This is a genomic window from Pseudomonas sp. PvP009, assembly GCF_017832995.1.
Classification (GTDB): Bacteria; Pseudomonadota; Gammaproteobacteria; order Pseudomonadales; family Pseudomonadaceae; genus Aquipseudomonas; species Aquipseudomonas syringae.
The window spans coordinates 356,342-381,910 of the sequence record NZ_JAFIBG010000001.1; the positions used below are offsets into that span (position 1 = coordinate 356,342).

Below are 25,569 nucleotides of genomic sequence, written 5' to 3' on the forward strand. Positions count from 1 at the left end.
CGGGTTCTCCTGTTAGTGGGCTACGGCTGCAGCGCCGTGTTCGTCGATGAGTGCACCGTTGTGGAAACGGTCGATGGAGAACGGCTTGGCCAGCGGATGCATCTCGCCCTTGGCCAGACTGGCGGCAAATACGTTGCCCGAGCCCGGCGTGGCCTTGAAGCCGCCTGTGCCCCAGCCGCAGTTGAAGAACATGTTCGGCACCGGGGTCTTGGAAATGATCGGGCAGGCGTCCGGCGTGGTGTCGACGATACCGCCCCATTGACGGTTCATGCGCACGCGGGACAGCACCGGGAACATCTCGACGATGGCCTGGACGGTGTGTTCGATCACCGGGTACGAGCCGCGCTGGCCATAACCGACCCAACTGTCGATACCGGCACCGATCACCAGGTCGCCCTTGTCGGACTGGCTGATGTAGCCGTGTACCGCGTTGGACATGATGACGCTGTCGATAATCGGCTTGATCGGCTCGGAAACCAGTGCCTGCAACGGGTGTGATTCGATAGGCAGACGGAAGCCTGCCAGCTTGGCCATGTGCCCGGAATTACCGGCGGTTACCACACCGACACGTTTTGCACCGATGAAACCCTTGTTGGTTTCAACACCGATGCACACGCCGTTTTCCTTGCGAAAGCCGATGACTTCGGTCTGCTGAATCAGGTCGACGCCTAGCGCGTCGGCCGCGCGGGCGAAGCCCCAGGCCACCGCATCGTGGCGGGCGACGCCGCCACGGCGTTGGACCGTTGCGCCGATGATCGGGTAACGGGTGTTTTTCGAGCAGTCCAGGTACGGGATTTCCTCGGCGACCTGCTGGCCGTTGAGCAATTCACCGTCCACGCCGTTAAGCCGGTTGGCGCTGACGCGGCGCTCGGAGTCGCGCATGTCCTGCAGGGTGTGGCACAGGTTGTAAACGCCGCGCTGGGAGAACATGACGTTGTAGTTCAGGTCCTGGGACAGGCCTTCCCACAGTTTCATCGCGTGTTCATAGAGGTGGGCCGACTCGTCCCACAGGTAGTTGGAGCGCACGATGGTGGTGTTGCGCGCAGTGTTGCCGCCGCCCAGCCAGCCTTTCTCGACCACGGCCACATTGGTGATGCCATGCTCCTTGGCCAGATAATAGGCCGTGGCCAGACCGTGCCCGCCGCCGCCGACGATGACCACGTCATAGACCTTTTTCGGGGTCGGCGTGCGCCACATGCGCTGCCAGTTTTCATGGTGGCTGAGGGAATGCTTGAGAAGGCCGAAGCCTGAGTAATGCTGCATGTGAGGCTACTCCTGACTCAGCGATAAACCGGAAAATCGGCGCACAGGGCGGCGACCTGGCGGGCGACGTCGGCCTCGACATCGGCATCACCGAGGTTGTCGAGGATGTCGCAGATCCAGCCTGCCAGCTCGACGCACTGGGTCACCTTGAAGCCGCGGGTGGTAACAGCCGGTGTACCGATGCGCAGGCCGGACGTCACGAACGGCGACTGCGGGTCGTTGGGCACCGAGTTCTTGTTGACGGTAATGTGCGCACGCCCGAGCGCTGCGTCGGCGTCCTTGCCGGTCAGACCCTGACGGATCAGGCTGACCAGAAACAGATGGTTGTCGGTGCCGCCGGAGACCACGTCGAAGCCCCGATCGATGAACACCTGCGCCATCGCTTGCGCGTTGTCGATGACCTGCTGTTGATAGACCTTGAAGGCGGGCTCCATGGCTTCTTTGAAACACACGGCCTTGGCGGCGATGACGTGCATCAACGGGCCGCCCTGACCACCAGGGAAGACGGCGGAATTGAATTTCTTCTCCAGCTCTTCGTTGGCCTTGGCCAGGATCAGGCCGCCGCGTGGACCGCGCAGGGTCTTGTGGGTCGTGGTGGTGACTACGTCTGCGTAGGGCAGCGGATTCGGGTAAAGCCCGGCGGCAACCAGACCGGCGACGTGCGCCATGTCGACGAAGAGGTAAGCGCCTACCTTGTCGGCGATTTCACGGAAGCGCGGGAAGTCGAGGGTCTTGGAATAGGCCGAAAACCCGGCAATGATCATTTTCGGCTGGCATTCGACGGCAATGCGCTCGACTTCGTCGTAATCGATCAGCCCGGTCGCGGTGTCGATGCCGTACTGCACGGCGTTATAGAGCTTGCCCGAGAAGCTGACCTTGGCACCGTGGGTCAGGTGGCCGCCGTGCGCCAGGCTCATGCCCAACACGGTATCGCCGGCCTGGAGCAGCGCCAGATAGACCGCTGCATTGGCCTGACTGCCGGAGTGTGGCTGAACGTTGGCGTAGTCGGCACCAAACAGCTGTCTGGCGCGCTCGATGGCCAGCTGCTCGACCTTGTCGACGTGCTCGCAACCGCCGTAGTAACGCTTGCCGGGATAGCCCTCTGCGTACTTGTTGGTCAGACCGCTGCCCTGCGCCTGCATCACGCGTTTGCTGGTGTAGTTCTCCGAGGCGATCAGCTCGATATGGTCTTCCTGACGCTGCTCCTCGGCGTTCATCGCCGACAGCAGTGCATCGTCATAACCCTGGATCTGGTCTTGCTTGCTGAACATCGCGGATCTCCCAGCGGCGGCGCGGCGCCTGACTTGTCGTTCGGGCGGAACAGAGCCCTCTGAGAGCGATGGTAGGGCCGCACCGAAGACGCCAAATGCCTATGGACGCCACACAAAGGTGCGTTTACGACATGGGGGCTGAGGGAGCAGAAATAGCGGCAGGGGAGTTACCCGGGGGACAAGGCTGTGGACGAAAAAAAGCCCGCTCCCGGCTGGATGAGTCCAGCGCGGTGGAGCGGGCTTGTCGGTTACAGGCCTTGTCAGCCGTGGTTTTTGCCCAACAACGCGTGATACAGCTCGGTATCACCCAGAATGCCGACCACTTTATTGCCTTCCTGCAGGACCAGTTTGTTACCGGTCTGGTAGCGGATCTGCAGCGCGTCGCGCATGCCGATGTTGGAATGCACAAGTGTAGGGCGTCGATCCAGAGTGGCGACGTCCTGGCCGGGGGTCCAGTTCTGCAGATCAAGGGCCGTGGCACCTTGCCGCGCGCCTTTGATTACGTTGCCGTCGGCCAGATCGAGCCATGAGTCGCCGCTCGGGTCCAGGCACACCGAACCGTTGACGTGGGTGCACTCGTCGACGGTGCGCATCAGACTGCGCCCGCACAGCACGTTGAGCGGGTTGGTGTGTGCAACGAAGGTACGCACGTATTCATCTGCCGGATTGAGCACGATCTGCTCCGGCACGCTGTATTGCACGATACGGCCGTCTTTCATGATAGCGATCCGGCTGCCGAGCTTCAGTGCTTCATCCAGATCGTGGCTGACGAACACAATGGTCTTGCTCAGCTTGCTTTGCAGGGCGAGCAGTTCGTCCTGCAACCCCTGGCGGATCAGGGGGTCGAGCGCCGAGAACGGTTCGTCCATCAGCAGGATGTCGGCATCCATCGCCAGTGCCCGCGCCAGGCCCACTCGTTGCTGCATGCCGCCAGACAGTTCGTCGGGCTTCTTGTTGCGCCATTGGGTCAGGCCCACCAGCTCGAGCTTTTCATCCACCAGCTTGCGCCGTTCCTTTTCGGGGCGACCCTGCATCTCCAGGCCGAAGCTGATGTTCTCGCGCACCGTCAGCCAGGGCATCAGGGCGAACTTCTGGAAGACCATGGCAATGCGCTTGGTGCGCATCATTTTCAGTTCGGCTGCGCTGCAGTTGGCGATGTTGATCTGCGAGCCTTCATGCTCGACGAACAGTGAGCCACGGCTGACGGTGTTGAGGCCGTTGATACAGCGCAACAGGCTGGATTTGCCGGAGCCCGACAGGCCCATCAGGACGCAGATTTCGCCTTTTTCGATGTCCAGACTGGCGTTCTCGACGCCGACGATCTGTCCGGTTTTCTTGAGGATCTGGTCACGCGTGAGGCCTTCGTCGAGCAGCTTGAGGGCTTCACGCGGGTCCTTGGAGAAGATGACGTCTACCTTGTCGAATTTGATGATACTCATGCGTCGGACCCTACCTTGGCTTCGGGTTGTTTGCAGATGCGGTCGAGCATGATGGCCAGCAATACGATTGCCAGACCGGCTTCGAAACCGAGCGCGATGTCGGCCGTGTTCAGCGCGTTGACCACTGGTTTGCCCAGGCCGTCGGCGCCGACCAGGGCCGCGATGACCACCATCGACAGCGACAGCATGATGCACTGGGTAATCCCGGCTGCAATGCTGGGCATCGCGTAGGGCAGTTCAATGCGCGTCAGCAACTGGCGACGTGACGAGCCGAAGGCCTTGCCGGCATCCAGCAACTCCTGAGGCACATCGCGAATACCCAGGTAGGTCAGGCGAATCGGCGCGGCAATGGCGAAAACCACCGTCGAGATCAGGCCGGGTACCACGCCCAGACCAAACAGCGTGAGCGTCGGAATCAGGTAGACGAAAGTAGGCACGGTCTGCATCAGGTCGAGTATCGGTCGGATGATGGTGTAGAACAGCGGCTTGTGCGCGGCAATGATGCCCAGCGGCACGCCGATGACGACACACACCAGCGTGGCGAAGAGCACCTGCGCCAGGGTTTCCATGGTTTCCTGCCAGTAATGCAGGTTGAGGATCAGCAGAAACGAAAGGATGACGAAAACCGTCAGGCCCCACTTGCGCTGGATGAAGTGCGCGAGGGCTGCGATAAGGCCGATCAGTACGAATGGATTGAACCAGGTCAGCGCGAAAGTGAACCCGTGGATCATCATTTCCAGTGTCGAGGCTATTGCGTCGAAGTAATCGGCGCCGTTGGCCGTCAACCAATCGACAAATGCGGCGATGTACTCGCCCAGAGGGATTTTATGGTCAGTCAGCATGATTTCGGGTGTCCGCTTGCGGAAGGTGAAGAGGGCAGCAGGCGGGTCAGCCCCGCCTGCTGTCGGCTTACTGGGTCAACTTGGCTTTGGCGGCCTCCAGGCCTGGCTTGCCATCGACGGTGGTCACGCCTGCGAGCCAGGTGTCGAGTACTTGAGGGTTTTTCTTGATCCACGCCTTGGCGGCGGCATCAGGCTTCATTTTGTCGTCCAGCACGTTACCCATCAGGGTGCTTTCCATGTTCAGCGTGAAGGACAGATTCTTGAGCAGCTGACCTACGTTGCTGCACTCCTGACTGTAGCCTTTGCGGGTGTTGGTGTAGATCGTCGCCTGGCCATAGTTGGGGCCGAAGAAGTCATCGCCGCCAGTCAGATATTTCATCTTGAAACGGGTGTTCATCGGGTGCGGTTCCCAACCGAGGAACACCACATCGTTTTTGCGTTTCACGGCGCGGTCGACCTGCGACAGCATTGCGGCTTCACTGGATTCCACGACCTTGAAACCTGCGTCTTTGAGGCCGAAGGCGTTCTTGTCGATCATGCTCTGGATCAGGCGATTGCCGTCATTGCCAGGCTCGATGCCGTAGATCTTGCCGCCCAGTTCCTTCTTGAATTTGGTGATGTCGGCGAAGTCATGCAGACCTTTGTCGTAAAGCGCTTCCGGCACCGCGAGGGTGTACTTGGCGTTCTCCAGATTGGCACGCACGGTTTCGACGGTCCCTGCTTCGCGATAGGGCTTGATGTCGTTTTCCATGGTCGGCATCCAGTTGCCGAGGAACACGTCCATGTTCTTGCCGTCGGCCAGCGACTTGTAGGTCACCGGTACGGAAATCATGGTGGTTTTGGTCTTGTAACCCAGTGACTCGAGTACGGCGCTGGTTACCGCAGTGGTGACGGTAATGTCAGTCCAGCCGACATCGGAGAAGTTGACCGTATGACAGGCCTCTGGCTCGGCTGCCTGGGCTAGCACCGGCATACAGAGCGTAGCGGCCAACAGCAACGATTTGGAACCTTTCATGGGGTGGACTCCTGTGAGTTTCTTTTAGTCATCAGCAGGTGAACGCTGACGCGGCTTATGGGTTGGCGAGGCTTTTCGCGAAGCTCCATCACTGCGCCGGGCGATCGAGTCGGAACCGATCATGTAACAGGGAAAATCAAACGCCTACAGGGGGCGTCGTATCCAGTGCAGGAGGCGTCGTATCCAGTGCGCGCAAGGTCGCTTACAGATTCGTTGCATCGTACGCACGCCCGGTTGCAGTGTCGGAACTGCGAAAAAACGGCCAGTACGTTACACAGTCGCTGCGCAGGTCGGCAGCGGTCGGTTGGCAGGTCGGTGCCTGCGCGAACGCGGTGTTTTGGAGGGGAGTAACGCCGACAAGTTCATTATCGGGTCGGATCCGGCAGTGGTCACGCCATGTCAGGTGTCATTTTTGGTGGCTGCGCGCTTTTCGATCACGCGCCCTGCAGGCCGCCACTTTTTAGCGCGAGCGTCTACCCTGCGCAGCGTTTCCTCGAGGTGTGCCTTGAGTAGCACTCGGCGTGACAAGACCCTTTGGTCGTTTCCGTCAAGTGCTACCGAACTGCTCATCGAGCTGCGCGATCCGCGGCCTCGCTGTCGCAAACAGGTAAGTGGGTCGCAGCCGGTTAGACGCTTCGCGACGTCGCTTTCGGGTGTTCTTGAATGAGCGATCAAATTCCGGCATGGGATTTGCGATGTCATCACAGCGCCTTCAGTGACGAGGGCTACAACAAGAGCCTGTACTGGGGCCAACCGTATGCCATATGAGAGGAGATAGTGTGATGACATCGTTCAATCAAGGGACTCAACCCCAGAATCGCGCGCCACAGTCCATCGGCTTTCTGCTGCTGGATAACTTCACCCTGATCTCCCTCGCATCGGCGGTAGAACCCCTTCGCATGGCCAACCAGCTGTCGGGCCGCGAGTTGTATCGCTGGACCACGCTGAGTGTCGACGGCGGCCAGGTCTGGGCCAGCGATGGTCTGCAGATCACGCCGGATGCGGCGATGCACAAGGCTCCTTTGCTCGATACTGTCATCGTCTGCGGCGGTGTCGGTATTCAACGCTCCGTCACGCGTGAACATGTCAGCTGGCTACAGGGCCAGGCGCGTCAGTCGCGTCGTCTGGGCGCCGTGTGCACCGGCAGTTGGGCGCTGGCGTGTGCGGGTTTGCTGGATGGTTTCGAGTGCAGCGTGCATTGGGAATGTCTGGCCTCGATGCAGGAAGCCTTTCCGCGCGTGTCGATGAGCACCCGGCTGTTTACGCTGGACCGCAATCGTTTCACCAGCTCGGGCGGCACCGCACCGCTGGACATGATGCTGCACCTGATCAGTCGTGATCATGGGCGCGAGTTGTCGGCAGCCATTTCCGAGATGTTCGTCTACGAGCGCATTCGCAACGAACAGGACCATCAACGCGTGCCGCTTAAGCACATGCTGGGCACCAATCAGCCGAAGCTGCAGGAAATCGTGGCGCTGATGGAAGCCAATCTTGAAGAGCCGATCGATCTTGACGAACTGGCTGTGTATGTCGCCGTTTCGCGCAGGCAGCTGGAGCGGTTGTTCCAGAAATACCTGCACTGTTCGCCTTCGCGCTACTACCTGAAACTGCGCCTGATTCGCGCCCGACAGCTGCTCAAGCAGACACCGATGTCGATCATCGAAGTGGCATCGGTGTGCGGCTTCGTGTCGACACCGCACTTCTCCAAATGCTACCGCGAATACTTCGGCATCCCGCCACGTGACGAGCGCGTAGGGTCCAACACCGCACAGCAGGTCGCGATGATGCCAATCCCGCAGGCCCTGGTGCTCGCCCCGTTGTCCGGGCCGATGTCGGCACTGAGTCAGGCGCGTAATGAGTCGACGTTTGCGAGTGTGAGGCTTTAAAAAAGTCCGGTTTGCAAATGCCCACGACGAGAAAGCATCTCTCACAGGCTGTAAAACATTCGCTCTGCTCATCGCCCTACAGACGCTAAGGTTCAAAGTTGAACCGATTCTGGAGGGCGATGGAATGCCTGATTGCGCAACGACACGACACCTGCGCAAAGGCAGATACTCGGCAGTCGGTGAGATTTACATGGTCACTTCAGTGACGAAGGGCCGTGTACCTGTGTTCGCCGAAATGCAGCTGGGACGGCTGCTCGTACGAGAAATGAAGCGTTGCGAAGAGCAGGGGCTGGTCAAGTCTATGGCATGGGTAGTCATGCCTGACCATCTCCACTGGCTTTTTGAACTCAAGGCCGGTGATTTGCCCAGCTTGATGAAACAATTAAAGGCTCGAAGCTCGATTGCAGTTGGAAAACGGTGTGTCCGTCCTCACGCTTTGTGGCAATCCGGGTACCACGACAGAGCAATCCGCGACGAAAAGGATATTGCGCCGATAGCCCGTTATATCGTGGCCAATCCTTTACGTGCGGGCTTGGTTAAAAAGCTTGGGGATTACCCGCTGTGGGATGCTATCTGGGTTTGAGGCACGGGCAGCTTTCGCGAACAAGTTCGCTCCTACGGCCTGCGGCCAGAAGCTGGGGATCACGGTTTGCTTCTGCCGCAGGGCGTGAGCGTTTTTCGCGAACAAGTTCGCTCCTGCGGCCAGAAGCTGAGGGCTCACGGTCTGCTTCTGCCCGAAGGGCGTAGGAGCGAACTTGTTCGCGAAGACTGGCTTTCACACAACATAGCTTCCGGAAATAAAACGCCCGTTTTCAAGCATCAAAGCGCGAAGCGCGCCACCATGCCATTGAGGTCGATTGCCAGGCGTGACAGCTCGGTGCTGGCTGCGCTGGTCTGGTTGGCGCCGTTGGTGGATTGTGCCGACAGGTCGCGGATGTTGACCAGGTTGCGGTCCACTTCGCGGGCGACCTGTGCCTGTTCTTCGGCGGCGCTGGCGATGACCATGTTACGTTCGTTGATCTCTTCGACCGCGCTGTTGATGGTGTTCAGTGCCTGGCCCGCGCCCTTGGCGATGTTCAGGGTCGATTCGGCGCGTTCAGTGCTGTTGCGCATCGAGCTGACGGCCTGTTCCGTGCCGGTCTGAATGCTGCTGATCATGCGTTCGATTTCGCTGGTCGATTGCTGGGTGCGGTGTGCCAGGGCACGCACTTCGTCGGCGACGACGGCAAAACCACGTCCAGCTTCACCGGCACGTGCGGCTTCGATGGCGGCATTCAATGCCAGCAGGTTGGTCTGGTCGGCCAGGCCGCGAATCACGTCGAGCACCTTGCCGATGTCACGCGACTCATTGGCCAGGCTGATGATCAGCTCGGCAGTGCCTTGCACGTCGCCACTCATGCGCTCGATGGCGCTGACGGTTTCCTGAACCAGGTCGCGGCCATCGCCTGCAGAGGTCGCCGCGCTGCGCGAGGCTTGCGAGGTGCTGGTGGCGTTGCGCGCCACTTCTTCCACGGCGCTGGTCATCTGGTTGACCGCAGTGGCAGCCTGTTCTATTTCATCGTTCTGCTGCACCAGCCCGCGTGCGCTTTCGTCAGTGACGGCGTTCAGTTCCTCGGCTGCCGAGGCCAGTTGCGTGGCCGAGCCGGAAATACCCTGCAAGGTATCGCGCAGCTTGTCCTGCATGGTTTTCATGGCCAGCAGCAGACGACCGGCTTCATCGCTGCCGTCGATACTGATCGGCTTGGTCAGGTTGCCTTGCGCAATGGTCTCTGCGGCAAGCAGTGCGGTGGCGATCGGTGTGGTAATGCTCTTGATCAGCATCCAGGCAAACACGATCGTCAGCAGTGTGGCGGCGATCAGCAGTCCGATCACCATGTTGAATGCCGAGTCATACTCGATGGAGGCCTGTTCTTTGACCGCATTCAACTGCGCCGTATTGATATCCACCAGCTTGCGCAGCACAACGTTCATCTGGTCGGAGTTGTTGACCATTTCGTTGTTGAGCAAGCCTTGTAATTCGTCGATGTTGTTAGCGCGGGTCAGCGTCTTCAGACGCTCTTCAAGCTGGCGATACTGGCCCAGCAGCTGCACGTACTGGCTATAGAGGTCGCGCTCGTCGGGGCCACTGATCAGCTTCTCGTAAACGGCCTGAGCGTCAGTGATCTGCTTGTTGCGCATCGCCATGAGTTCGATGGTTTTCTGCTGGGTTTCCGGATCGCGGTTGACCAGCAATCGGTAGGACAGCACCCGCAGACGAATACTGACTTCAGCGAAGCGATCGAGGCTCTTGATGCTGGGCACATTGCTGTCGGCCAGCACCTCGGTGGCGCTGCGGATCTTGCTCATCTGTGACAGTGCAAAGACGCCCAGAATCAGCATGAGGGTGCCGATCATGGCAAATCCAAGAAACGCTCGGGGCGCGATATTCATATTTCGCAGGGACATAGAAAGCTTCCAGGGTCATTGACGCGTTCCATGCGATTTAGAGACGGGGATAAAGCCGTGAGTGGGGTGCCTATCGGACGTGCGACTAAAGTCTTGAGCCGATAGGCACATATTGTGTGTGCCTTAATCGTGACGATTTCTTCATTTCTCTCCCGGATCAGACGCAAGCCCTTGAAAAGAGGGGGCGGAGACTTTTTCCGCGATGGCAGTCTGCCCATTGCCTGCGCGCATTTGTCGCAGTTTCAGACGGTCTGACGAACAGCAGGAACCGGATACCGAATAAGGAGTCACAAGCCCCCTACGCGTCTACGTTATCGATGTGTCGATGTGATGACGGAGCGGTGAGCGCTGGTATGCGCAACGACTTTTCTTTATCGTACGCGCCCGTTGAAATTTGCTCGAGAAATCAAAATGTTGGAAGCCTCCCTTAGCCAATTGGAACAACTTGTCGGCGATCTGGTGCAGCAGAACCAGGCCCTTCAGGAAACAAATGCACAGCTCGGTGCCGAGCTGGCAAAAGCCAAGGACGAGAACGAGAACTTGCAACTGAGTCTGATGGAGCAGGAAGAGAAGCATGGCAGCACTGCCGCGCGCATCCAGGCACTGGTTGATCGCGCGACCAGCGCAAGTGCTGTCGGCGCATGAACGTCGATGGCAGCGGTGTAACCGTTCTCACCATTCTGGGCAATGAGTACTCGGTCAAGGCGCCGGCTGGCGAAGACCTGACGCTCATGAAGGCCGCTGCGATGCTCAATGCATCGCTGGCCGACACCAAGCGCAAATACCCGACGTTGATCGGTGACCGTCTGCTGGTCCTTGCTGCGCTGAACCTTTGTTCGCAGCAGATCGAGCTTGAGCAACTGCACAAGGTCGAGCTCAAGCGCTACCGGGAGCAGGTCGAAGCGACGGTGGATGTGATCGCCAAGACCATCGCCCCGAACTGAACGTGATGCGCTGACGCAGTCGCAGTCAGAACGAATGCGACTGTCTGCGCCTGCGCCATTGCCCGAGTGCTTCCTCCAGCCGCAAGGGGCTGTCGATCTGCTGACGACGGGCGTGGCTGAACAGAATCAGCGCCAGTTCTGCGGTGACCAGTGCATCGGCGCTGGCATGATGACGCTCTTCGGCATGCAGACCAAAGAAACGGGTCCAGTCATCCAGCCCGGCATGACGCAGGTTGGCGTGTTCGCACAGCATCGGGGCTATTTCGGCGACGTCGAAAAACGCATGCTGCAAGCGATAGCCCAGGCTTTCCTTCAAGGCGCGTGACAGCATGTGCTGATCGAATGGCGCATGAAAGCCGAGAATCGGGCTGTCACCGACGAACTCCATGAAGTCCAGCAAGGCTTCGACCGGCTCACTGCCAGCGGCAATCGCGCTAGGCGCCAGCCCATGAATCAGGACGGCCGGACTGATCTTGTGGTCGACGCGCAATAGCGTGCGCTCGAACTGCTGGCCCAGATCGATGGCGCCGTCTTCAATCACTACCGCACCAATGGACAGCACCTGATCACGGTTCATATTCAGGCCGCTGGTTTCCAGGTCGAGCACGACCCAGCGCTGTTCACGCAGGGACCTGTCGCTGAGGTTCGCGCACACCGGCAGCCGCTCCAGGCGATCCAGTTGATGCGCGTGCAAGGGTGTCTTTTTCGGCCGTGGTTTGAGCCATTCGAACAGGTTCATAGTTGATAACGCAGGGTCAGGCTGGTTTGCAATCGCTGCGCCTGGCGAAACGATTCGCGCAGAATGCGCCGGTCCAGATGGTTGAGTGTGTCCGGGTCGATGCGGTTGGAATACGCCAGATTCTGGCGGCTCTGCAGTTGGTGCTGCTGCATGCGAGTCTGCTGAATGAAGTGATAAGCCTCTTCATACGCGGCACCGTCAAGCGGGTCGATGACTTCGCGCTCGACCAGCTGGCGCAAGCGTTCCTGCGTGTTGCTCACGCCGATACCGTTGGCCAGCGCCAGCAGGCGCGCACCGTCGACGAAGGGCGTCAGGCCTTCGAGCTTGAGGTCCAGCGTGTCCTTTTCACTGCCTTTGCGGGCCAGTACGAAATCCTTGAAGCGACCCACTGGCGGACGCTGGCGCAATGCGTTGTCAGCCATCATGCGCTGGAAAAGCCGGTTATCTGCGACCTGATCGAGAATGCTGCGGCGTAGCTGCTCGCCGCTGCTTTCATCACCCCAGACCACGCGCAGATCGAAATAGATACTCGAGGCCAGCAGGTTCTCCGGCGTCGCCTCGCGAATAAACGTCGAGAAGCGCTGCGACCATTCGAGTCGGGACAGGCACAGTTCGGGGTTGCCGGCCATGATGTTGCCCTTGCACAGGGTAAAACCGCACTGCGCGAGGTTCTGATTGATGCGTTCGGCAATCGGCAGCAGTACGTTGCGAATCTGCTCTGCCTCGGCTGCATCACGCGCTTCGAACAGAATGCCGTTGTCCTGATCGGTATGCAGCGTCTGCTCGCGACGGCCTTCGCTGCCAAAGCACAGCCAGCTGAAGGCAATGCCAGGGTCGCCTTTCTCTGCAAGCGTCAGCTCGATCACCCGGCATACGGTGTGGTCGTTGAGCAGGGTGATGATCTGGGTTATCTGGGTTGAAGACGCGCCGTGGGCGAGCATGCGATCGACCAACTGGACGATATCGCCCCGCAAGCCGGCGAGCGCTTCAATACGTGGCGCGTTGCGGATGGTCCGCGCAAGGTGCACCAGGTCGACCCGTTGCAGGGAAAACAGATCCCGCTCCGACACCACGCCGCACAATCGCCCGTCGCGGACCAGGCACACGTGGGCTATGTGCCGACCGGTCATGGCGATGGCGGCGTCGAAGGCACTGGCGTCCGGGCTCAGGTGGAAAGGCGACAGGCTCATGGTGTGCCTGACCGGCGCGCTGAAGTCGGCATTCACATCGGCAACCGCCTCACGCAGGTCGCGCAGGGTAAAGATCCCCAGCGGCGACTGGCGCTCGTCGACAATCACGATGCTGCCTACTTGCTGCTCGTGCATCAGCCGCACGGCGTCGCGCATGGGCGTTTCCGGGCTGCACATCACCGGATGGCGCATGGCAAGTTCACCCAGCCGGGTGTTCAAAGAGTACTGCGTGCCGAGGGTTTCGACAGCGCGCTGCTGGACCTGTTGATTGACTTGGTCCAGCAAGCTGCTGACACCGCGCAGGGCAAAGTCGCGAAAGGTTGTGGAAAGCGCGAACAGCTTGATGAACGCCTGCTTGTTCAGCTGTAGGCAGAAGGTGTCCTCGGCAGCCAGATGCTCGGTGCGCGTGGCGCGCTCGCCGAGCAGGGCGGCGAGCGGAAAACACTCGCCTGTGGTTATTTCAAATGTCGTTTCCGTACCGCCTTTGGCAGAATGCGGACGCTCGCCGACGATGCGACCCTGCTTGACGATGTAAAAGTGCTCCACCGGCCCGTCGCCAGGCTTGATGATGCTTTCACCTGCAGCGTAGAAGCGCAGCTGACACTGCTCGACCAGATACGCCAGATGAGCGTTTTCCATCTGATTGAACGGCGGGAATTTTTGCAGAAACTGCATGGTGCCGTGTATGTTCTGCAGCACGGCTGTCTTGCCTGCCTGGGTGAAAGCATCTGCCTTGCTCATGGCCTGTTCCGCGTTCTTGTTATTGGTGCTCATGGTCGGCCGCTTGCAGCCAGGTGCCCATTGGACGTAAGTCTTACCTTTAACCCGTGACACCGCCGTGTTGCTTGCGGCATAACTGATTTGACGAGCGCAATGGATTGCGAGCGAAGACTGGCCAGGATGCCGACGAAATGCATCGCAGATTGACCCGTATCTGCTGTCGGATTAGTTCAGGGAATGATGAGACTGCAATGATTGACCACGATATTCTGAGCGACGATGAGCGCGATGCCCTCCATGAGGTCATGCTCACGCCCGACCGCAGCGCCCCGCAACGGGTCCTGATCGTCGATGACGACAGCGACGCGCGCGAACTGCTGGCCGAAATTCTGAGCCTCAATGACATCAGCTGCATGACCGCGCCCGGTGGCGATACTGCGCTGCAGATGATCCACTCGCGTCAGTCCATCGGACTGCTGATCACCGACCTGCGGATGGCTCCTTTTGACGGGCTGGATCTGATTCGCAAGGTTCGTGAGTCGGACCGCGCCGAACTGCCGATCATCATTGTTTCCGGCGACGCGAACGTGCGCGATGCCATCGATGCCATGCACCTGAACGTGGTGGACTTCCTTCTCAAACCGCTCAATACCAGGCAGTTGGTGAAGCTGGTCAAGCGGGAGTTGGGGATAAGTTGAGCCGTTGCAGGTTCTGGCCCGGCGAGGACCAGAACCTGCAAGGAAGGTGTGCGACGCGTTACAGGCCGTTGATGGCCTTGAACTCCCGACGGCGACGATGCAGTACCGGCTCGGTATAGCCATTAGGCTGTCGCGTGCCTTCGATCACCAGTTCGACCGCCGCCTGGAAGGCGATGTTGTTGTCGAAGTCGGGTGCCAGCGGGTGATACAGCGGGTCGTTGGCGTTCTGGCGATCCACCACCGGGGCCATGCGCTTGAGGCTTTCCAGAACCTGAGCTTCGCTGACGACACCATGACGCAGCCAGTTGGCCATATGCTGGCTGGAGATGCGCAGCGTGGCGCGGTCTTCCATCAGGCCGATGTCGTTGATGTCCGGTACTTTCGAACACCCCACGCCCTGATCGATCCAGCGCACGACATAACCAAGAATGCCTTGTGCGTTGTTGTCCAGTTCGTTCTGGATTTCTTCCGGGGTCCAGTCAGTGTTCGGTGCCAGCGGAATGGTCAGAATGTCATCCACCGAGGCTTGCTCGCGTTGCGCCAGTTCGGCCTGCCGGGCGAACACGTCGACCTTGTGATAATGCAGGGCGTGCAGCGCAGCGGCCGTAGGTGAGGGGACCCAGGCGGTGTTGGCGCCAGCCAGTGGATGAGCGATTTTCTGCTCCAGCATCGCCGCCATCAGGTCCGGCATGGCCCACATGCCTTTGCCGATCTGTGCGCGACCTTGCAGGCCGCATTTCAGGCCGATGTCGACATTGGAGTTCTCGTAGGCAGCGATCCACTTCTCGGCTTTCATCTGGGCCTTGCGCACCACCGGACCCGCTTCCATGGAGGTATGGATTTCGTCACCGGTGCGGTCGAGGAAACCGGTGTTGATGAACACCACGCGCTCGCTGGCGGCCTGAATGCAGGCTTTGAGGTTGACCGTAGTGCGGCGCTCCTCGTCCATGATCCCGACCTTCAAGGTGTTACGCGGCAAGCCCAGCACCTGCTCTATACGCTCGAACAGTTCGTTGGTGAATGCCGCTTCCTCCGGGCCGTGCATCTTCGGTTTGACGATGTACATCGAGCCGCTGCGGCTGTTGCTGCGCGAGGTGTTGCCGTTGAGGTTGTGGATGGCGGCGAGGCTGGTCAGCAGCCCATCGAGAATGCCTTCCGGCACTTCGTTGCCGTGTTTGTCGAGAATCGCATCGATGGTCATCAAGTGGCCCACGTTGCGAATGAACAACAGCGAGCGACCGTGCAGCGTGACTTCGCCGCCCTCTGGCGTGGTGTAGACGCGGTCCGGGTTCATGGTGCGGTTGAAGGTTTCTCCGCCCTTGGACACCGACTCGGCAAGATCGCCCTTCATCAGGCCCAGCCAGTTGCGGTAGACAACCACTTTGTCGTCGGCATCCACAGCGGCGATGGAGTCTTCGCAGTCCATGATGGTGGTCAGTGCAGCTTCCATGAGGATGTCTTTCACGCCCGCCGGATCGGTCTGACCGACCGGGCTGGCGGCGTCGATCTGCAGTTCGAAGTGCAGACCGTTGTGCTTGAGCAGCAAGGCAAACGGCGCCAGGGCATCGCCTTGAAAACCCACAAGTTGGGCGTCATCGTGCAGGCCGGTATTGCTGCCACCCTTGAGACTGACGACCAGTTTGCCGTCGATCAGCTTATAAGCCGTCGAGTCGGCATGTGAACCTGCTGACAGGGGCGCTGCCTGATCGAGAAAGGCGCGAGCGAACGCGATCACCTTGTCGCCACGCACCTTGTTGTAGCCTTTACCCTTTTCCGCGCCACCTGCTTCGCTGATGGCGTCGGTGCCGTAGAGCGCGTCATACAGCGAACCCCAGCGGGCGTTTGACGCATTGAGCGCAAACCGGGCGTTCATCACCGGCACGACCAGTTGTGGACCCGCCATGGTGGCAATTTCTTCATCGACGTTTTGCGTGGTGATCTGGAAGTCCGCTGCTTCTGGCAGCAGGTAGCCAATCTCTTGAAGGAAGGCTTTGTAGGCCGAGGCGTCGTGAGCCTGCCCTGCATGCGACTGGTGCCAGGCGTCGATTTTCGCCTGTAACTCATCACGTTTGGCGAGCAGTGCCTTGTTCTTCGGCGCAAGGTCATGGATCAGTTTGTCTGCACCGGCCCAGAACGCAGTGGCGTCGACGCCGGTTCCGGGGGTGGCTTCGTTCTGCACGAAGTCGAACAGGACTCTGGCGACTTGCAGGTCACCGACTTGAACGTACTCAGTCATTGCACTTGCCTCACTCTGCTCAGCAGGGTCGAGCACACTCGGGGAGCGCTCTGTTATTGATCCGGGTGTCATGTAGTGCGCGATTCGGGATACTACATGAGCCGTCGTCGCGTGAAAACGTCGCTGAATATGTCACTAAACGACTGGATATTCATATCGGGTCACGATGATTATTCAGCGTGTTCCCAAAAGCATTCAGGATTGTTCCATAAAGCGTGGCAAACGGTACACGATTTACCGTGAGCGAGCTGCCCCCAGGGCATGCCTATACTGGTATGACCGACGCTGTCTCCAAACCATCTGTGCAGAAAGAGGAATTGACCGTGGATCATCTCGTCGTAACGCTGGTTGCCCCCGATAAACCGGGCCAGGTCGAACGCATCGCGCGGTGCATTGCCGAGCATGGGGGCAACTGGCTGGAAAGCCGCATGTCGCGTATGGCCGGGCAATTTGCCGGGATCCTCAAGGTAGGTGTCGAGGCCGAAAAGTATGACGACCTGATCAAGGCGCTGAACGGCCTGTCAGCCCATGGCATCCGCATGTTGCTGGCCGAGAGCGTGGTCGAGACGTCCGATACCACCCGCCTGATCAGCATGGAACTGGTCGGCAACGACCGCCCCGGCATCGTGCGCGACATCACCCGCCTGCTGGCCGGGCAGGGCGTCAACGTCGAACACCTGATCACCGACGTGTCCCCCGCGCCCATGAGCAGCGAACTGCTGTTCCAGGCCAAAGCAGTGCTGGGCGTCCCTCAGGACTTGTCACTGGATGACCTGCAGATGGCGCTTGAGACCCTGGCGGATGATTTGATGGTGGAGTTGGTGCTGGGAGCCAAGGAGTAAGCCCGACGACTGGTTTTATTCAGTTGTGGACTGCTTCTCGCTCTGGTACCAGCCTGACTTCTACACGTTGCCCCAGCGCTCTTGCTGCGCTGGCCAGCGTCGCAAGAGTCATTCCTGGATCGTTTTGATCCAGAGCCCTGTCCACTGCCGTCCGGCTTGTGTGCATACGCTCGGCAAGGGCCTTCTTGGTCACTTTTTGCTGTTTCATGACTTCGGCGATCTGCCAAGAGATGACTCTCTTCAGAGCTGCGGCAGAAACCTCCTCGGCAAAACCTTGCTCGGCAAGGAAGTCATCGAAGTCGGAGCCAATGTGCTCGTTCATTACCTTTTCCTCTTCAGTGCTGCCTTGCGCTGTCTGGCAGTTTCCAGATCGGACGCGGGAGTTTTTTCACTTTTTTTGATGAAGCCATGAAGCAAAACCATTGTGCGGGCTTCGACGGTAAACAGTACTCGTGCAATCTTTTCCTTCAAATCAATTCTGACTTCCCAAAGGTCTGGCTCCATTTTACGGACCACAGGCATACCTATTGGCCATCCGAACTGGACCGTCTTGATGTCAGTGCCGACTGCCTTACGATCATCGCGTGGCAGATCGATCAGCCATTCACGTACAGGTTCATTGCCTGTTTCGGTCCGGAAAAACTTGACGGTCAAAGTGGGTGGGAGATTACTCATATCTGGAGTGTACCAAAAAATGTGCATAATTCAATGCTTGGAAAGGTATCCGGGTTATCCAAGTTAATCGTGCACCTGCCTGTGGATAACCTGGGGGAATAGCCTTGCGCGCCACACCCGCCGTGGCCTGGCGCGTATTGATCAAAAATTCAACAGTTTCAAGGGCTTGTGCACAGATAAGGTCAGTCTGCCTGTGGATAACCTTTGGAGAACCTCTTGCAGCCCACGTGCTGCGCGGTCTGCGAGGTGTTGACTGTTTTTTGATCAGTGACGGCTGCGGGATTTCAGCCAGATATCCACACTGTAGATGGCCAGCCCCGTCCAGATGAAGGCGAAGGTGATGATGGTGCTGGTGGTCAGGTGTTCGCCATACAGCAGCACGGCCAACAGCAGTACCAGCGTGGGCGCGATGTATTGCAGGAAGCCCAGGGTGGTGAAAGGCAGATGGCGTGCGGCGGCGTTGAAGCACACCAGCGGTACCAGCGTGACCGGGCCGGCAGCGGCGAGCCAGATCGCTTGAGTCGTGGTCCAGAATTCTGGCTGGGCGCTCACGGCCGTCGGGTTGAGCGTCAGCCAGATCAGCGCCAGCGGCACAAGCATCCAGGTTTCCACCACCAGGCCGGGGAGGGCGGCGACCGGGGCTTTTTTACGGATCAGCCCGTAGAACGCGAAGGTCAGCGCCAGCGCCAGTGACACCCACGGCAGGCTGCCAACGTGCCAGACATGCTGGGCAACACCAATGGCGGCGAAGGCGACCGCCAGCATTTGCAGGCGTCTGAGGCGCTCGCCCAGCAGCAACATGGCGAGCAGCACATTGACCAATGGGTTGATGTAATAGCCCAGGCTGGCCTCAAGCATGCGTCCGTTGTTCACCGCCCAGACATAGACGATCCAGTTCGCAGCGATCAGCGTACCGCTCAATGCCAGCACCGCCAGGCGTTGCGGATTGTTGCGCAGGTCGCGCCACCAGCCGGGATGCTTCCAGAACATCAGCACAATCGAGCCGAACAGCGCCGACCAGAGCGCGCGATGGATGATGATCTCGATGGCCGGAACCGCGGCGATGGCTTTGAAGTAGATGGGGAACAGGCCCCAGATGATGTAAGCACTCAGGCCCAGAATGTATCCACGGCGTGGATTGGCAGCTTGCATGGAGCGTCGTCCCTTTAATACAGAAAATTCCGGTTTTATTATGGGGTGATGCGGTGGATGGTTTTGATTGTACTGACGCTGGAGCGCTCGATGTTATACACAGGTTCGACTGATTCTCGACATTTGTGCCGCGCCGCTTGCTCAGGATCGGACGCAGAGCGTCGCACGATAGTTGAGATTATCGTTCCTCACGCTCCAGCGTGGGAATGCCTTGGGTGACGCTCCGCGTCACAGATTTGCGCCGCACCGGACATTCAGGATCGGACGCGGAGCGTCCAGAACTGCATGCGACGCGGAGCGCCGCACGATAATCTGGGACTCATCAGGTCAAAATAGTTTCAACGGCTCTTCATTCAGTGCGGCCATCTGCTCGCGCAGGGCCAGGATATGGTCGCCCCAGTAACGCTCCGTGCCGAACCACGGAAAGCTGTGCGGGAAGGCCGGGTCATCCCAGCGACGGGCCAGCCAGGCGCTGTAGTGCATCAGGCGCAGGGCCCGCAGCGGTTCGATCAGGGCCAGTTCGCGAGGGTCGAAATCATGGAATTCGTTGTAGCCGTCCATCAGTTCCGATAGCTGACCCAGACGTTCCTGGCGGTCGCCGGCCAGCATCATCCAGATATCCTGGACGGCAGGGCCAAGGCGGCAATCGTCCAGATCGACGATGTGGAACATCTCGTCGCGGCACATCATGTTGCCGGGGTGGCAGTCGCCATGCATGCGGATGTTGGTGTGCGGTGTGGCTGCGTAAACGTCTTCGACACGTTTGAGCAGGTCGCGGGCCACCGACTCGTAAGCCGGCAGCAGGCTGCGCGGAATGCAGTCGTTTTCCAACAGGAAATTGACCGAGTCATGACCAAAGTTCTTCACGCCCAGGGCTTCACGGTGCGCGAACGGTTTGGTCGAGCCGACGGCATGCAGGCGCCCCAGCAACTGGCCCAGGCGATACAGCTGATCAAGGTTGCCCGGCTCTGGCGCTCGTCCACCGCGACGCGGGAACAGCGTGAAACGAAAACCGGCGTGCTCGAACAGGGTTGCGCCGTTGTGCACCATGGGTGCGACCACCGGCACTTCGACCTCGACCAGTTCAGCGGTGAAGCTGTGCTCTTCAAGGATGGCTTCGTTGCTCCAGCGCTGTGGGCGATAGAACTTGGCGATCAGCGGTTGGCCGTCTTCGATACCGACCTGATACACGCGGTTTTCGTAACTGTTGAGCGCCAGGATGCGGGCATCGCTGAGAAAACCGATGCTTTCGACAGCATCCAGAACCAGATCGGGAGTAAGTGTTGCAAACGGGTGAGCCATGACTACTCCTGCGCGCAGCAGGTTGCCGCGTCGGAACGCTGATGGTAACGCAGACCGGTCCCGCTTCGCCAAACCCCGTCCGTTTAATCTGCCTTGGTTCTCTTTTGTCATCAAAAAGTCATGAGTCGTTAGCGAGATAGCCATGTTCGGCGCCTAGAGTCGCCGTCAATGAGATCGATCTCAAGCGAGTGACAATGACTGATCTGAAAGAGGTAGCGCATCTGGCCGGGGTTTCCCGAGCCACGGCGGCACGTGCCTTCGCAAGCCCCGACGTCGTGCGCTTGGAGACCCGCGAGCGGGTATTCGCCGCGGCCCGCGCCTTGGGTTTTCGTCCCAACCGGCTGGGCCGCCAGTTGCGTCTGCAAACCACCAATCTGATTGGCGTGGTGGTGCCCAACCTGCTCAACCCGGTGTTTGCCGAGCAGTTTCAGGCCATGGAGCGGGCGGCTCGGGCGCGGGGTTATAACCTGCTGCTGGCAACCACAGACTACACCGCAGAGCGTGAAAGCGCCGTGGTTGAGGAATTGTTACGTCAACGGGTCGACGGGCTGGTGCTGACGGTGACCGACGCCGAGCACAACCGAGTGCTGCAAGACCTGATCAGTGAAGACACCCCGTTCGTGCTGGCCTATCACCAGACCGACAATCCGGATTACAGCTCGGTGTCTGTGGATAACCGCGCGGGGATGGCGCTGGCTACTCGATACCTGATCGATGCAGGCCATCAGCGAGTCGCCATGGTCGCAGGCCCGGCCATGCAGTCCGACCGCGCCCGACTGCGTTATGAAGGTTATCGCGACGCCATGGCCGAGTGCGGGCTTGAAGCTCGCCCGGTGATTGAAATGCCTGCTCATACAAGCGCCGATTTCGCTGCACTCGAACCGCTGCTACGTGGGCCGGACGCGCCCAGCGCGCTGGTCTGTTCCAACGATCTGCTGGCCATCAGCCTGATTGCCGAATTGCGCCGCAACGGCTGGGGCGTTCCCGAGCGCCTGTCGGTGATCGGCTTCGACGGCATCGCCCTCGGCACGCAGATGCACCCGACCTTGTGCAGCGTGGTTCAGCCCATCGCCGAGCTGGCGCACATCGTCATCGACCAATTACTGGCACGGATTGCTGGCGCAGTACCTGTTTCTCATTGTCTGCCGTGCCACATCCGGCCCGGCGAAAGCACCCAGCCCTACCAGGAGATGCTTCATGCTCAGCCTCAGTAAAACCCTCGCGGCACTGCTGTTATGCGGTGCGGCCAGCCTCGCCCAGGCCGCCGAAACCGCCATCTGCTACAACTGCCCGCCCGAATGGGCCGACTGGGGAACGCAGCTCAAGGCGATTGCCGACAGCACCGGTGTGCAGGTGCCGCTGGATAACAAGAACTCCGGCCAGGCGCTGGCGCAGATCGTTGCCGAGCAAGCCGCACCAGTCGCTGACGTGGTCTATTACGGCGTGACATTCGGCTTGCAGGCGCAGAAGGCCGGCGTGGTCGACACCTACAAACCCAAGCACTGGGACGAGATTCCGGCAGGTCTGAAGGACCCCGAAGGGCACTGGTTCGCCATTCACTCCGGGACCCTCGGCATCATGGTCAACGTCGACGCACTGGGCGGTCTGCCGGTGCCGCAAAGCTGGGCGGACCTGCTCAAGCCCGAGTACAAGGGCATGGTCGGCTACCTCGACCCGTCCAGCGCGTTCGTCGGTTACGTGTCCGCCGTGGCGATCAACCAAGCCATGGGCGGCACGCTGGACAACTTCGGTCCGGCCATCGACTACTTCCAGAAACTGGCGAAAAACTCGCCCATCGTGCCCAAGCAAACCGCCTATGCACGCGTGCTGTCCGGCGAGCTGCCGATTCTGGTCGACTATGACTTCAACGCCTATCGCGCTCGCTACAAGGACAAGGCCAACGTCGCCTTCGTGATTCCCAAGGAAGGCACCATCGGCGTTCCGTACGTGATGAGCCTGGTGGCCAAGGCGCCGCATCGTGCCAACGCCGAGAAGGTGCTGGACTTCGTATTGTCCGACGAAGGGCAGGCGCTGTGGGCCAAGGCCTATCTGCGTCCAGTGCGCTCGAAAATGCCTGCCGAAGTGGCTGCACAGTTCCTGCCGGACAGCGATTACGCCCGCGCCGGTGTGGTGGACTACCAGCACATGGCCGCGGTTCAGGAAGCTTTCGCTGCCCGTTATCTGCGTGAGGTGAAGTAATGTCGGCCTCGCCGGAACAAGCGCTGCCTCTGCGCAAGGGCGGATTTTTCAGGCTGCGGCTGCGCCCGACCGCTGCGGTGGCGCTGGCCCCGGCGATGGCCGTATTGCTGGCATTCTGGCTGCTGCCGCTGACCCACCTGATCATGCTCGGTACGCAAGGATCTGATGGCAATGGCAGCGGTTACTGGCAGGTCCTGAGCAGTGCTCAGTACCTCGGCAGTCTGCTGCAAACCTGCCTGCTGGCGCTGGTGGTAACGCTCGCGGCGTTGCTGGTCGGCGGCATCAGCGGTGTGTTTCTGGCCCGCAACCACTTTTTCGGACGCTCTGCGCTGGTGGCCTTGCTGACCTTCCCGCTGGCGTTTCCCGGTGTGGTGGTCGGCTTTCTGGTGATTCTGCTGGCCGGTCGACAGGGCATCTTCGCCGCGCTCGGGCTGCACCTGGCGGGCGAGCGCTGGGTGTTCGCCTATTCGCTGACCGGGCTGTTCATCGGCTATCTGTATTTCTCGATTCCGCGCGTGATTCTGACAGTCATGGCCGCTTGCGAAAGCCTGGACCGCAGCCTTGAAGAAGCCGCGCATTCGCTGGGTGCCGGTCATTGGCGGGTGGTGTGCGATGTGATCGTTCCGGGGCTGGCACCCGCGCTGGTGTCCTGCGGCGCGATCTGCTTCGCCACGTCGATGGGCGCCTTCGGCACGGCCTTTACCCTGGGCACGCGCCTGAACGTCACGCCGGTAGCGATCTACAACGTGTTCACCAATTATGCCAACTTCACGGTGGCCGCTGCGCTGTCAGTCATCCTCGGGCTGGTGACGTGGGCAGTGCTGTTGCTGGCGCGTCGTATGGTCGGTAAATCGGGAGTTGTCCTGTGAAACGTTCAACGTTGTTCGTGGCGCAACTGGCGTTCACCCTGTTGGTCTGTGCGTTCATGCTGGTGCCTGTGGTGCTGTCGCTGCTGGCCGGCCTGACGCGCAATTATTTTCTCGGTCTGTCGAGCGGTCTGACCTTCGACTGGCTGGTACAGGTCTGGCAGGCCTATTCACCCACCGTCTGGCTGTCGTTGCAACTGGCCGTGGCCTGCGCAATCTGCGTGTGCCTGGTAGGGGTTCCGGCTGCGTATGCACTGGTGCGCATGAACAATCGCTTCAGCCGGGCCTTCGAGGAATTGATGGTCTTGCCCGTCGCCATGCCCGGTCTGGCCAGCGCCCTCGCGTTACTCCTGACCTACGGCCAGTTCGGCGGCTTTCGCAGCAGCTGGTTGTTCATTCTGGTCGGCCACGTGTTGTTCACCCTGCCGTTCCTGGTGCGTCCGGTCATGGCGGTGATGCAGCGTCAGCAACTGCCGGTGCTTGAAGAGGCTGCCGCCAGTCTGGGCGCCGGGCCGATCAAGCGTTTCTTCAGTGTGGTCGTGCCTAATTGCCGGGCCGGGATTCTCGCTGGCGTGCTGATGGTTGTGACCCTGTCGCTGGGCGAATTCAACCTGACCTGGATGCTGCACACGCCGATGACCAAAACCCTGCCGGTCGGTCTGGCCGATAGTTACGCCTCGGCGCGACTGGAAGTCGCCAGTGCCTACACCCTTCTTTTTCTGTTGCTGATTGTGCCGCTGCTGATTGCGTTGCAGGCCATCAGCGCGCGTCTTGCCCGTGGAGAGAGCCGATGAGCGGAACCACCATTCGCCTGAAAGGCTGCCGCAAGGCATTTGCCGACGGCACCGTTGCTGTAAAGGATCTGCACCTGACCATCGAGCCCGGCGAAACGCTGGCGATTCTCGGTCCGTCCGGTTGCGGCAAGACCACCACCTTGCGGCTGATTGCCGGGCTTGAACGTCCGGACGTCGGGCAGGTGTTGTTCGATGATCAGGACGTGACACGTCTGCCCATCGAGCGGCGCGACGTGGGCATGGTGTTTCAGAACTACGCGTTGTTTCCCAACCTCGATGTGGCCGGCAATATCGTTTACGGCCTGAAGATTCGTGGTCTTTCGGCTGCCGAGCGCAACAAGCGTTGCGATGAGTTGCTGGAACTGGTCGGTTTGACCGGCCACGGCAATCGCCGCGTCAACGAGCTGTCTGGCGGGCAGCGCCAACGGGTCGCTCTGGCCCGTGCGCTGGCGCCGCGTCCTAGGGTGCTGTTGCTCGACGAACCGCTGGCGGCACTGGACGCGCAGTTGCGCGAGCGCTTGCGCAGTGAGCTGGACCAGTTGCTGCGTGGGCTGGGCATCACCTCGGTGTTCGTCACCCACGATCAGGGCGAGGCAATGGCCCTGGGCGACCGGATTCTGGTCATGGAAAAAGGCTGCGTCTCGCAATTGGCGACGCCGAGGGAAATCTATCAACAACCTGCCAATGCCTTCGTCGCCGGGTTTGTCGGCAATCTGAATGCGTTCAGCGTGGTCGAGCGCACCCCGTCAGGCCTCAAGGTGAGCGGTGGCGAGCTGCCGTGGCACGGGGCTGACGTACCGGGCACGGTCTACTGCCGCCCCGAGCACCTGCGTTTGATGTCTGGAAACGGCCATCTTCATGGGCGTCTGGTCGGGCAGTTTTTTCAGGGCGCGCAAAGTCGCTTGCTGGTCGATGTCGGTGGCCCGCAGCCGCTGCTGGTGGACAGCACCGACAACGTGATTTACGCCGCCAACGCAGTCATTGCCTTGAGTGTCGACCCGCAAGTGCTGTTTACCCTGCATTCGTGAACTCGTTTTTCGTAGAGAGATTA

The 25,569-nt window shown here is 59.9% G+C and carries 24 protein-coding genes; 11 read left to right on the plus strand and 13 right to left on the minus strand.

What is annotated here, in order from left to right:
• Positions 1–12 precede the first annotated feature (12 nt).
• The 5 genes from JOE29_RS01480 to JOE29_RS01500 all read right to left on the minus strand — a co-directional run bounded on the left by JOE29_RS01480 (position 13) and on the right by JOE29_RS01500 (position 5,830).
• Entirely contained in the window at positions 13–1,263 is a 1,251-nt protein-coding gene (locus JOE29_RS01480) for a sarcosine oxidase subunit beta family protein (protein WP_003316161.1), read from the minus strand.
• Positions 1,264–1,280: 17 nt separating this feature from the next.
• Positions 1,281–2,534, minus strand: coding sequence for a serine hydroxymethyltransferase (gene glyA / locus JOE29_RS01485; RefSeq protein ID WP_058446255.1), 1,254 nt, complete (start codon positions 2,532–2,534; stop codon positions 1,281–1,283).
• A 260-nt stretch (positions 2,535–2,794) separates the two neighbouring features.
• A complete protein-coding gene (choV, locus tag JOE29_RS01490; protein WP_003316164.1) occupies positions 2,795–3,973 on the minus strand; it encodes a choline ABC transporter ATP-binding protein in 1,179 nt (392 codons plus the stop codon).
• On the minus strand, positions 3,970–4,818 hold the full coding sequence (choW, locus tag JOE29_RS01495; protein WP_170855970.1) for a choline ABC transporter permease subunit: 849 nt from the start codon (positions 4,816–4,818) through the stop codon (positions 3,970–3,972). Before choW ends, choV begins: the two co-directional genes overlap by 4 nt.
• A gap of 64 nt (positions 4,819–4,882) precedes the next feature.
• Positions 4,883–5,830 carry a choline ABC transporter substrate-binding protein gene (locus JOE29_RS01500; protein WP_003393608.1) on the minus strand — a complete coding sequence of 316 codons (948 nt, stop codon included), beginning with the start codon at positions 5,828–5,830 and terminating at the stop codon, positions 4,883–4,885.
• 782 nt (positions 5,831–6,612) lie between these two features.
• On the opposite strand from JOE29_RS01500, the gene JOE29_RS01505 reads away from it, so the two are divergent.
• Both JOE29_RS01505 and JOE29_RS01510 read left to right on the plus strand, forming a co-directional pair.
• Positions 6,613–7,716, plus strand: a complete 1,104-nt coding sequence (locus JOE29_RS01505) for a GlxA family transcriptional regulator (RefSeq protein ID WP_003402189.1) — start codon at positions 6,613–6,615, stop codon at positions 7,714–7,716.
• Between the two features lie 124 nt (positions 7,717–7,840).
• Positions 7,841–8,299: a transposase gene (locus JOE29_RS01510; protein ID WP_074955641.1), complete on the plus strand. Its 459-nt coding sequence runs from the start codon at positions 7,841–7,843 to the stop codon at positions 8,297–8,299.
• Between the two features lie 236 nt (positions 8,300–8,535).
• On the opposite strand, the gene JOE29_RS01515 is transcribed toward JOE29_RS01510, so the two are convergent.
• Positions 8,536–10,161, minus strand: a complete 1,626-nt coding sequence (locus JOE29_RS01515; protein WP_057407259.1) for a methyl-accepting chemotaxis protein — start codon at positions 10,159–10,161, stop codon at positions 8,536–8,538.
• A gap of 411 nt (positions 10,162–10,572) precedes the next feature.
• On the opposite strand from JOE29_RS01515, the gene JOE29_RS01520 reads away from it, so the two are divergent.
• Entirely contained in the window at positions 10,573–10,806 is a 234-nt protein-coding gene (locus JOE29_RS01520; RefSeq protein WP_003316169.1) for a hypothetical protein, read from the plus strand.
• The gene (locus JOE29_RS01525; RefSeq protein ID WP_003316170.1) at positions 10,803–11,105 is read left to right on the plus strand and encodes a cell division protein ZapA; all 303 of its coding nucleotides are present in this window, start codon (positions 10,803–10,805) and stop codon (positions 11,103–11,105) included. The genes JOE29_RS01520 and JOE29_RS01525 overlap by 4 nt, the downstream gene beginning before the upstream one ends.
• A 25-nt stretch (positions 11,106–11,130) precedes the next feature.
• Here the strand turns inward: JOE29_RS01525 and JOE29_RS01530 are convergent, their stop codons facing one another.
• Together JOE29_RS01530 and JOE29_RS01535 are read right to left on the minus strand one after the other, a co-directional pair.
• Positions 11,131–11,844, minus strand: coding sequence for a 3'-5' exonuclease (locus JOE29_RS01530; RefSeq protein WP_024961459.1), 714 nt, complete (start codon positions 11,842–11,844; stop codon positions 11,131–11,133).
• Positions 11,841–13,775, minus strand: a complete 1,935-nt coding sequence (locus tag JOE29_RS01535; RefSeq protein WP_210079993.1) for a DUF294 nucleotidyltransferase-like domain-containing protein — start codon at positions 13,773–13,775, stop codon at positions 11,841–11,843. The genes JOE29_RS01530 and JOE29_RS01535 overlap by 4 nt, the downstream gene beginning before the upstream one ends.
• 230 nt (positions 13,776–14,005) lie before the next feature.
• Here JOE29_RS01535 and JOE29_RS01540 point away from each other — a divergent pair, with 230 nt between their 5' ends.
• Positions 14,006–14,452 carry a response regulator gene (locus JOE29_RS01540; RefSeq protein WP_003316174.1) on the plus strand — a complete coding sequence of 149 codons (447 nt, stop codon included), beginning with the start codon at positions 14,006–14,008 and terminating at the stop codon, positions 14,450–14,452.
• A 58-nt stretch (positions 14,453–14,510) separates the two neighbouring features.
• On the opposite strand, the gene JOE29_RS01545 is transcribed toward JOE29_RS01540, so the two are convergent.
• Complete coding sequence (locus JOE29_RS01545; protein WP_024663840.1) at positions 14,511–16,688, minus strand: malate synthase G; 2,178 nt, start codon at positions 16,686–16,688, stop codon at positions 14,511–14,513.
• Between the two features lie 323 nt (positions 16,689–17,011).
• Here JOE29_RS01545 and JOE29_RS01550 point away from each other — a divergent pair, with 323 nt between their 5' ends.
• A complete protein-coding gene (locus tag JOE29_RS01550; RefSeq protein WP_003393595.1) occupies positions 17,012–17,530 on the plus strand; it encodes an ACT domain-containing protein in 519 nt (172 codons plus the stop codon).
• 19 nt (positions 17,531–17,549) lie between these two features.
• On the opposite strand, the gene JOE29_RS01555 is transcribed toward JOE29_RS01550, so the two are convergent.
• The 4 genes from JOE29_RS01555 to JOE29_RS01570 form a co-directional block, all read right to left on the minus strand.
• Complete coding sequence (locus JOE29_RS01555; RefSeq protein ID WP_003393594.1) at positions 17,550–17,852, minus strand: XRE family transcriptional regulator; 303 nt, start codon at positions 17,850–17,852, stop codon at positions 17,550–17,552.
• Positions 17,852–18,205, minus strand: coding sequence for a type II toxin-antitoxin system RelE/ParE family toxin (locus JOE29_RS01560; protein WP_024649925.1), 354 nt, complete (start codon positions 18,203–18,205; stop codon positions 17,852–17,854). The genes JOE29_RS01555 and JOE29_RS01560 overlap by 1 nt, the downstream gene beginning before the upstream one ends.
• Before the next feature lie 264 nt (positions 18,206–18,469).
• On the minus strand, positions 18,470–19,357 hold the full coding sequence (gene rarD, locus JOE29_RS01565) for an EamA family transporter RarD (protein ID WP_003422622.1): 888 nt from the start codon (positions 19,355–19,357) through the stop codon (positions 18,470–18,472).
• A 327-nt stretch (positions 19,358–19,684) separates the two neighbouring features.
• Positions 19,685–20,659 (minus strand): serine/threonine protein kinase, encoded by a 975-nt coding sequence (locus JOE29_RS01570; RefSeq protein WP_003411854.1) that lies wholly within the window; start codon positions 20,657–20,659, stop codon positions 19,685–19,687.
• A 194-nt stretch (positions 20,660–20,853) separates the two neighbouring features.
• Here JOE29_RS01570 and JOE29_RS01575 point away from each other — a divergent pair, with 194 nt between their 5' ends.
• Genes JOE29_RS01575 through JOE29_RS01595 form a run of 5 tightly spaced genes read left to right on the plus strand, consistent with a single transcriptional unit; the run spans position 20,854 to position 25,546 of the window.
• Positions 20,854–21,873, plus strand: a complete 1,020-nt coding sequence (locus JOE29_RS01575; protein ID WP_024649924.1) for a substrate-binding domain-containing protein — start codon at positions 20,854–20,856, stop codon at positions 21,871–21,873.
• Positions 21,857–22,858 (plus strand): extracellular solute-binding protein, encoded by a 1,002-nt coding sequence (locus JOE29_RS01580; protein ID WP_003411850.1) that lies wholly within the window; start codon positions 21,857–21,859, stop codon positions 22,856–22,858. The genes JOE29_RS01575 and JOE29_RS01580 overlap by 17 nt, the downstream gene beginning before the upstream one ends.
• Positions 22,858–23,727, plus strand: coding sequence for an ABC transporter permease (locus JOE29_RS01585; RefSeq protein WP_024693533.1), 870 nt, complete (start codon positions 22,858–22,860; stop codon positions 23,725–23,727). The genes JOE29_RS01580 and JOE29_RS01585 overlap by 1 nt, the downstream gene beginning before the upstream one ends.
• Positions 23,724–24,518, plus strand: coding sequence for an ABC transporter permease subunit (locus tag JOE29_RS01590; protein WP_103694836.1), 795 nt, complete (start codon positions 23,724–23,726; stop codon positions 24,516–24,518). The genes JOE29_RS01585 and JOE29_RS01590 overlap by 4 nt, the downstream gene beginning before the upstream one ends.
• Positions 24,515–25,546, plus strand: coding sequence for an ABC transporter ATP-binding protein (locus tag JOE29_RS01595; RefSeq protein WP_003411847.1), 1,032 nt, complete (start codon positions 24,515–24,517; stop codon positions 25,544–25,546). The genes JOE29_RS01590 and JOE29_RS01595 overlap by 4 nt, the downstream gene beginning before the upstream one ends.
• Positions 25,547–25,569 lie beyond the last annotated feature (23 nt).

Coding starts and splice junctions, on each gene's coding strand:
- JOE29_RS01480 (WP_003316161.1), bottom strand. CDS start 1,263: ATGCAGCATTACTCAGGCTTCGGCCTTCTCAAGCATTCCCTCAGCCAC.
- glyA (WP_058446255.1), bottom strand. CDS start 2,534: ATGTTCAGCAAGCAAGACCAGATCCAGGGTTATGACGATGCACTGCTG.
- choV (WP_003316164.1), bottom strand. CDS start 3,973: ATGAGTATCATCAAATTCGACAAGGTAGACGTCATCTTCTCCAAGGAC.
- JOE29_RS01500 (WP_003393608.1), bottom strand. CDS start 5,830: ATGAAAGGTTCCAAATCGTTGCTGTTGGCCGCTACGCTCTGTATGCCG.
- JOE29_RS01505 (WP_003402189.1), top strand. CDS start 6,613: ATGACATCGTTCAATCAAGGGACTCAACCCCAGAATCGCGCGCCACAG.
- JOE29_RS01510 (WP_074955641.1), top strand. CDS start 7,841: ATGCCTGATTGCGCAACGACACGACACCTGCGCAAAGGCAGATACTCG.
- JOE29_RS01515 (WP_057407259.1), bottom strand. CDS start 10,161: ATGTCCCTGCGAAATATGAATATCGCGCCCCGAGCGTTTCTTGGATTT.
- JOE29_RS01520 (WP_003316169.1), top strand. CDS start 10,573: ATGTTGGAAGCCTCCCTTAGCCAATTGGAACAACTTGTCGGCGATCTG.
- JOE29_RS01525 (WP_003316170.1), top strand. CDS start 10,803: ATGAACGTCGATGGCAGCGGTGTAACCGTTCTCACCATTCTGGGCAAT.
- JOE29_RS01530 (WP_024961459.1), bottom strand. CDS start 11,844: ATGAACCTGTTCGAATGGCTCAAACCACGGCCGAAAAAGACACCCTTG.
- JOE29_RS01535 (WP_210079993.1), bottom strand. CDS start 13,775: ATGAGCAAGGCAGATGCTTTCACCCAGGCAGGCAAGACAGCCGTGCTG.
- JOE29_RS01540 (WP_003316174.1), top strand. CDS start 14,006: ATGATTGACCACGATATTCTGAGCGACGATGAGCGCGATGCCCTCCAT.
- JOE29_RS01545 (WP_024663840.1), bottom strand. CDS start 16,688: ATGACTGAGTACGTTCAAGTCGGTGACCTGCAAGTCGCCAGAGTCCTG.
- JOE29_RS01555 (WP_003393594.1), bottom strand. CDS start 17,852: ATGAACGAGCACATTGGCTCCGACTTCGATGACTTCCTTGCCGAGCAA.
- JOE29_RS01560 (WP_024649925.1), bottom strand. CDS start 18,205: ATGAGTAATCTCCCACCCACTTTGACCGTCAAGTTTTTCCGGACCGAA.
- rarD (WP_003422622.1), bottom strand. CDS start 19,357: ATGCAAGCTGCCAATCCACGCCGTGGATACATTCTGGGCCTGAGTGCT.
- JOE29_RS01570 (WP_003411854.1), bottom strand. CDS start 20,659: ATGGCTCACCCGTTTGCAACACTTACTCCCGATCTGGTTCTGGATGCT.
- JOE29_RS01575 (WP_024649924.1), top strand. CDS start 20,854: ATGACTGATCTGAAAGAGGTAGCGCATCTGGCCGGGGTTTCCCGAGCC.
- JOE29_RS01580 (WP_003411850.1), top strand. CDS start 21,857: ATGCTCAGCCTCAGTAAAACCCTCGCGGCACTGCTGTTATGCGGTGCG.
- JOE29_RS01585 (WP_024693533.1), top strand. CDS start 22,858: ATGTCGGCCTCGCCGGAACAAGCGCTGCCTCTGCGCAAGGGCGGATTT.
- JOE29_RS01595 (WP_003411847.1), top strand. CDS start 24,515: ATGAGCGGAACCACCATTCGCCTGAAAGGCTGCCGCAAGGCATTTGCC.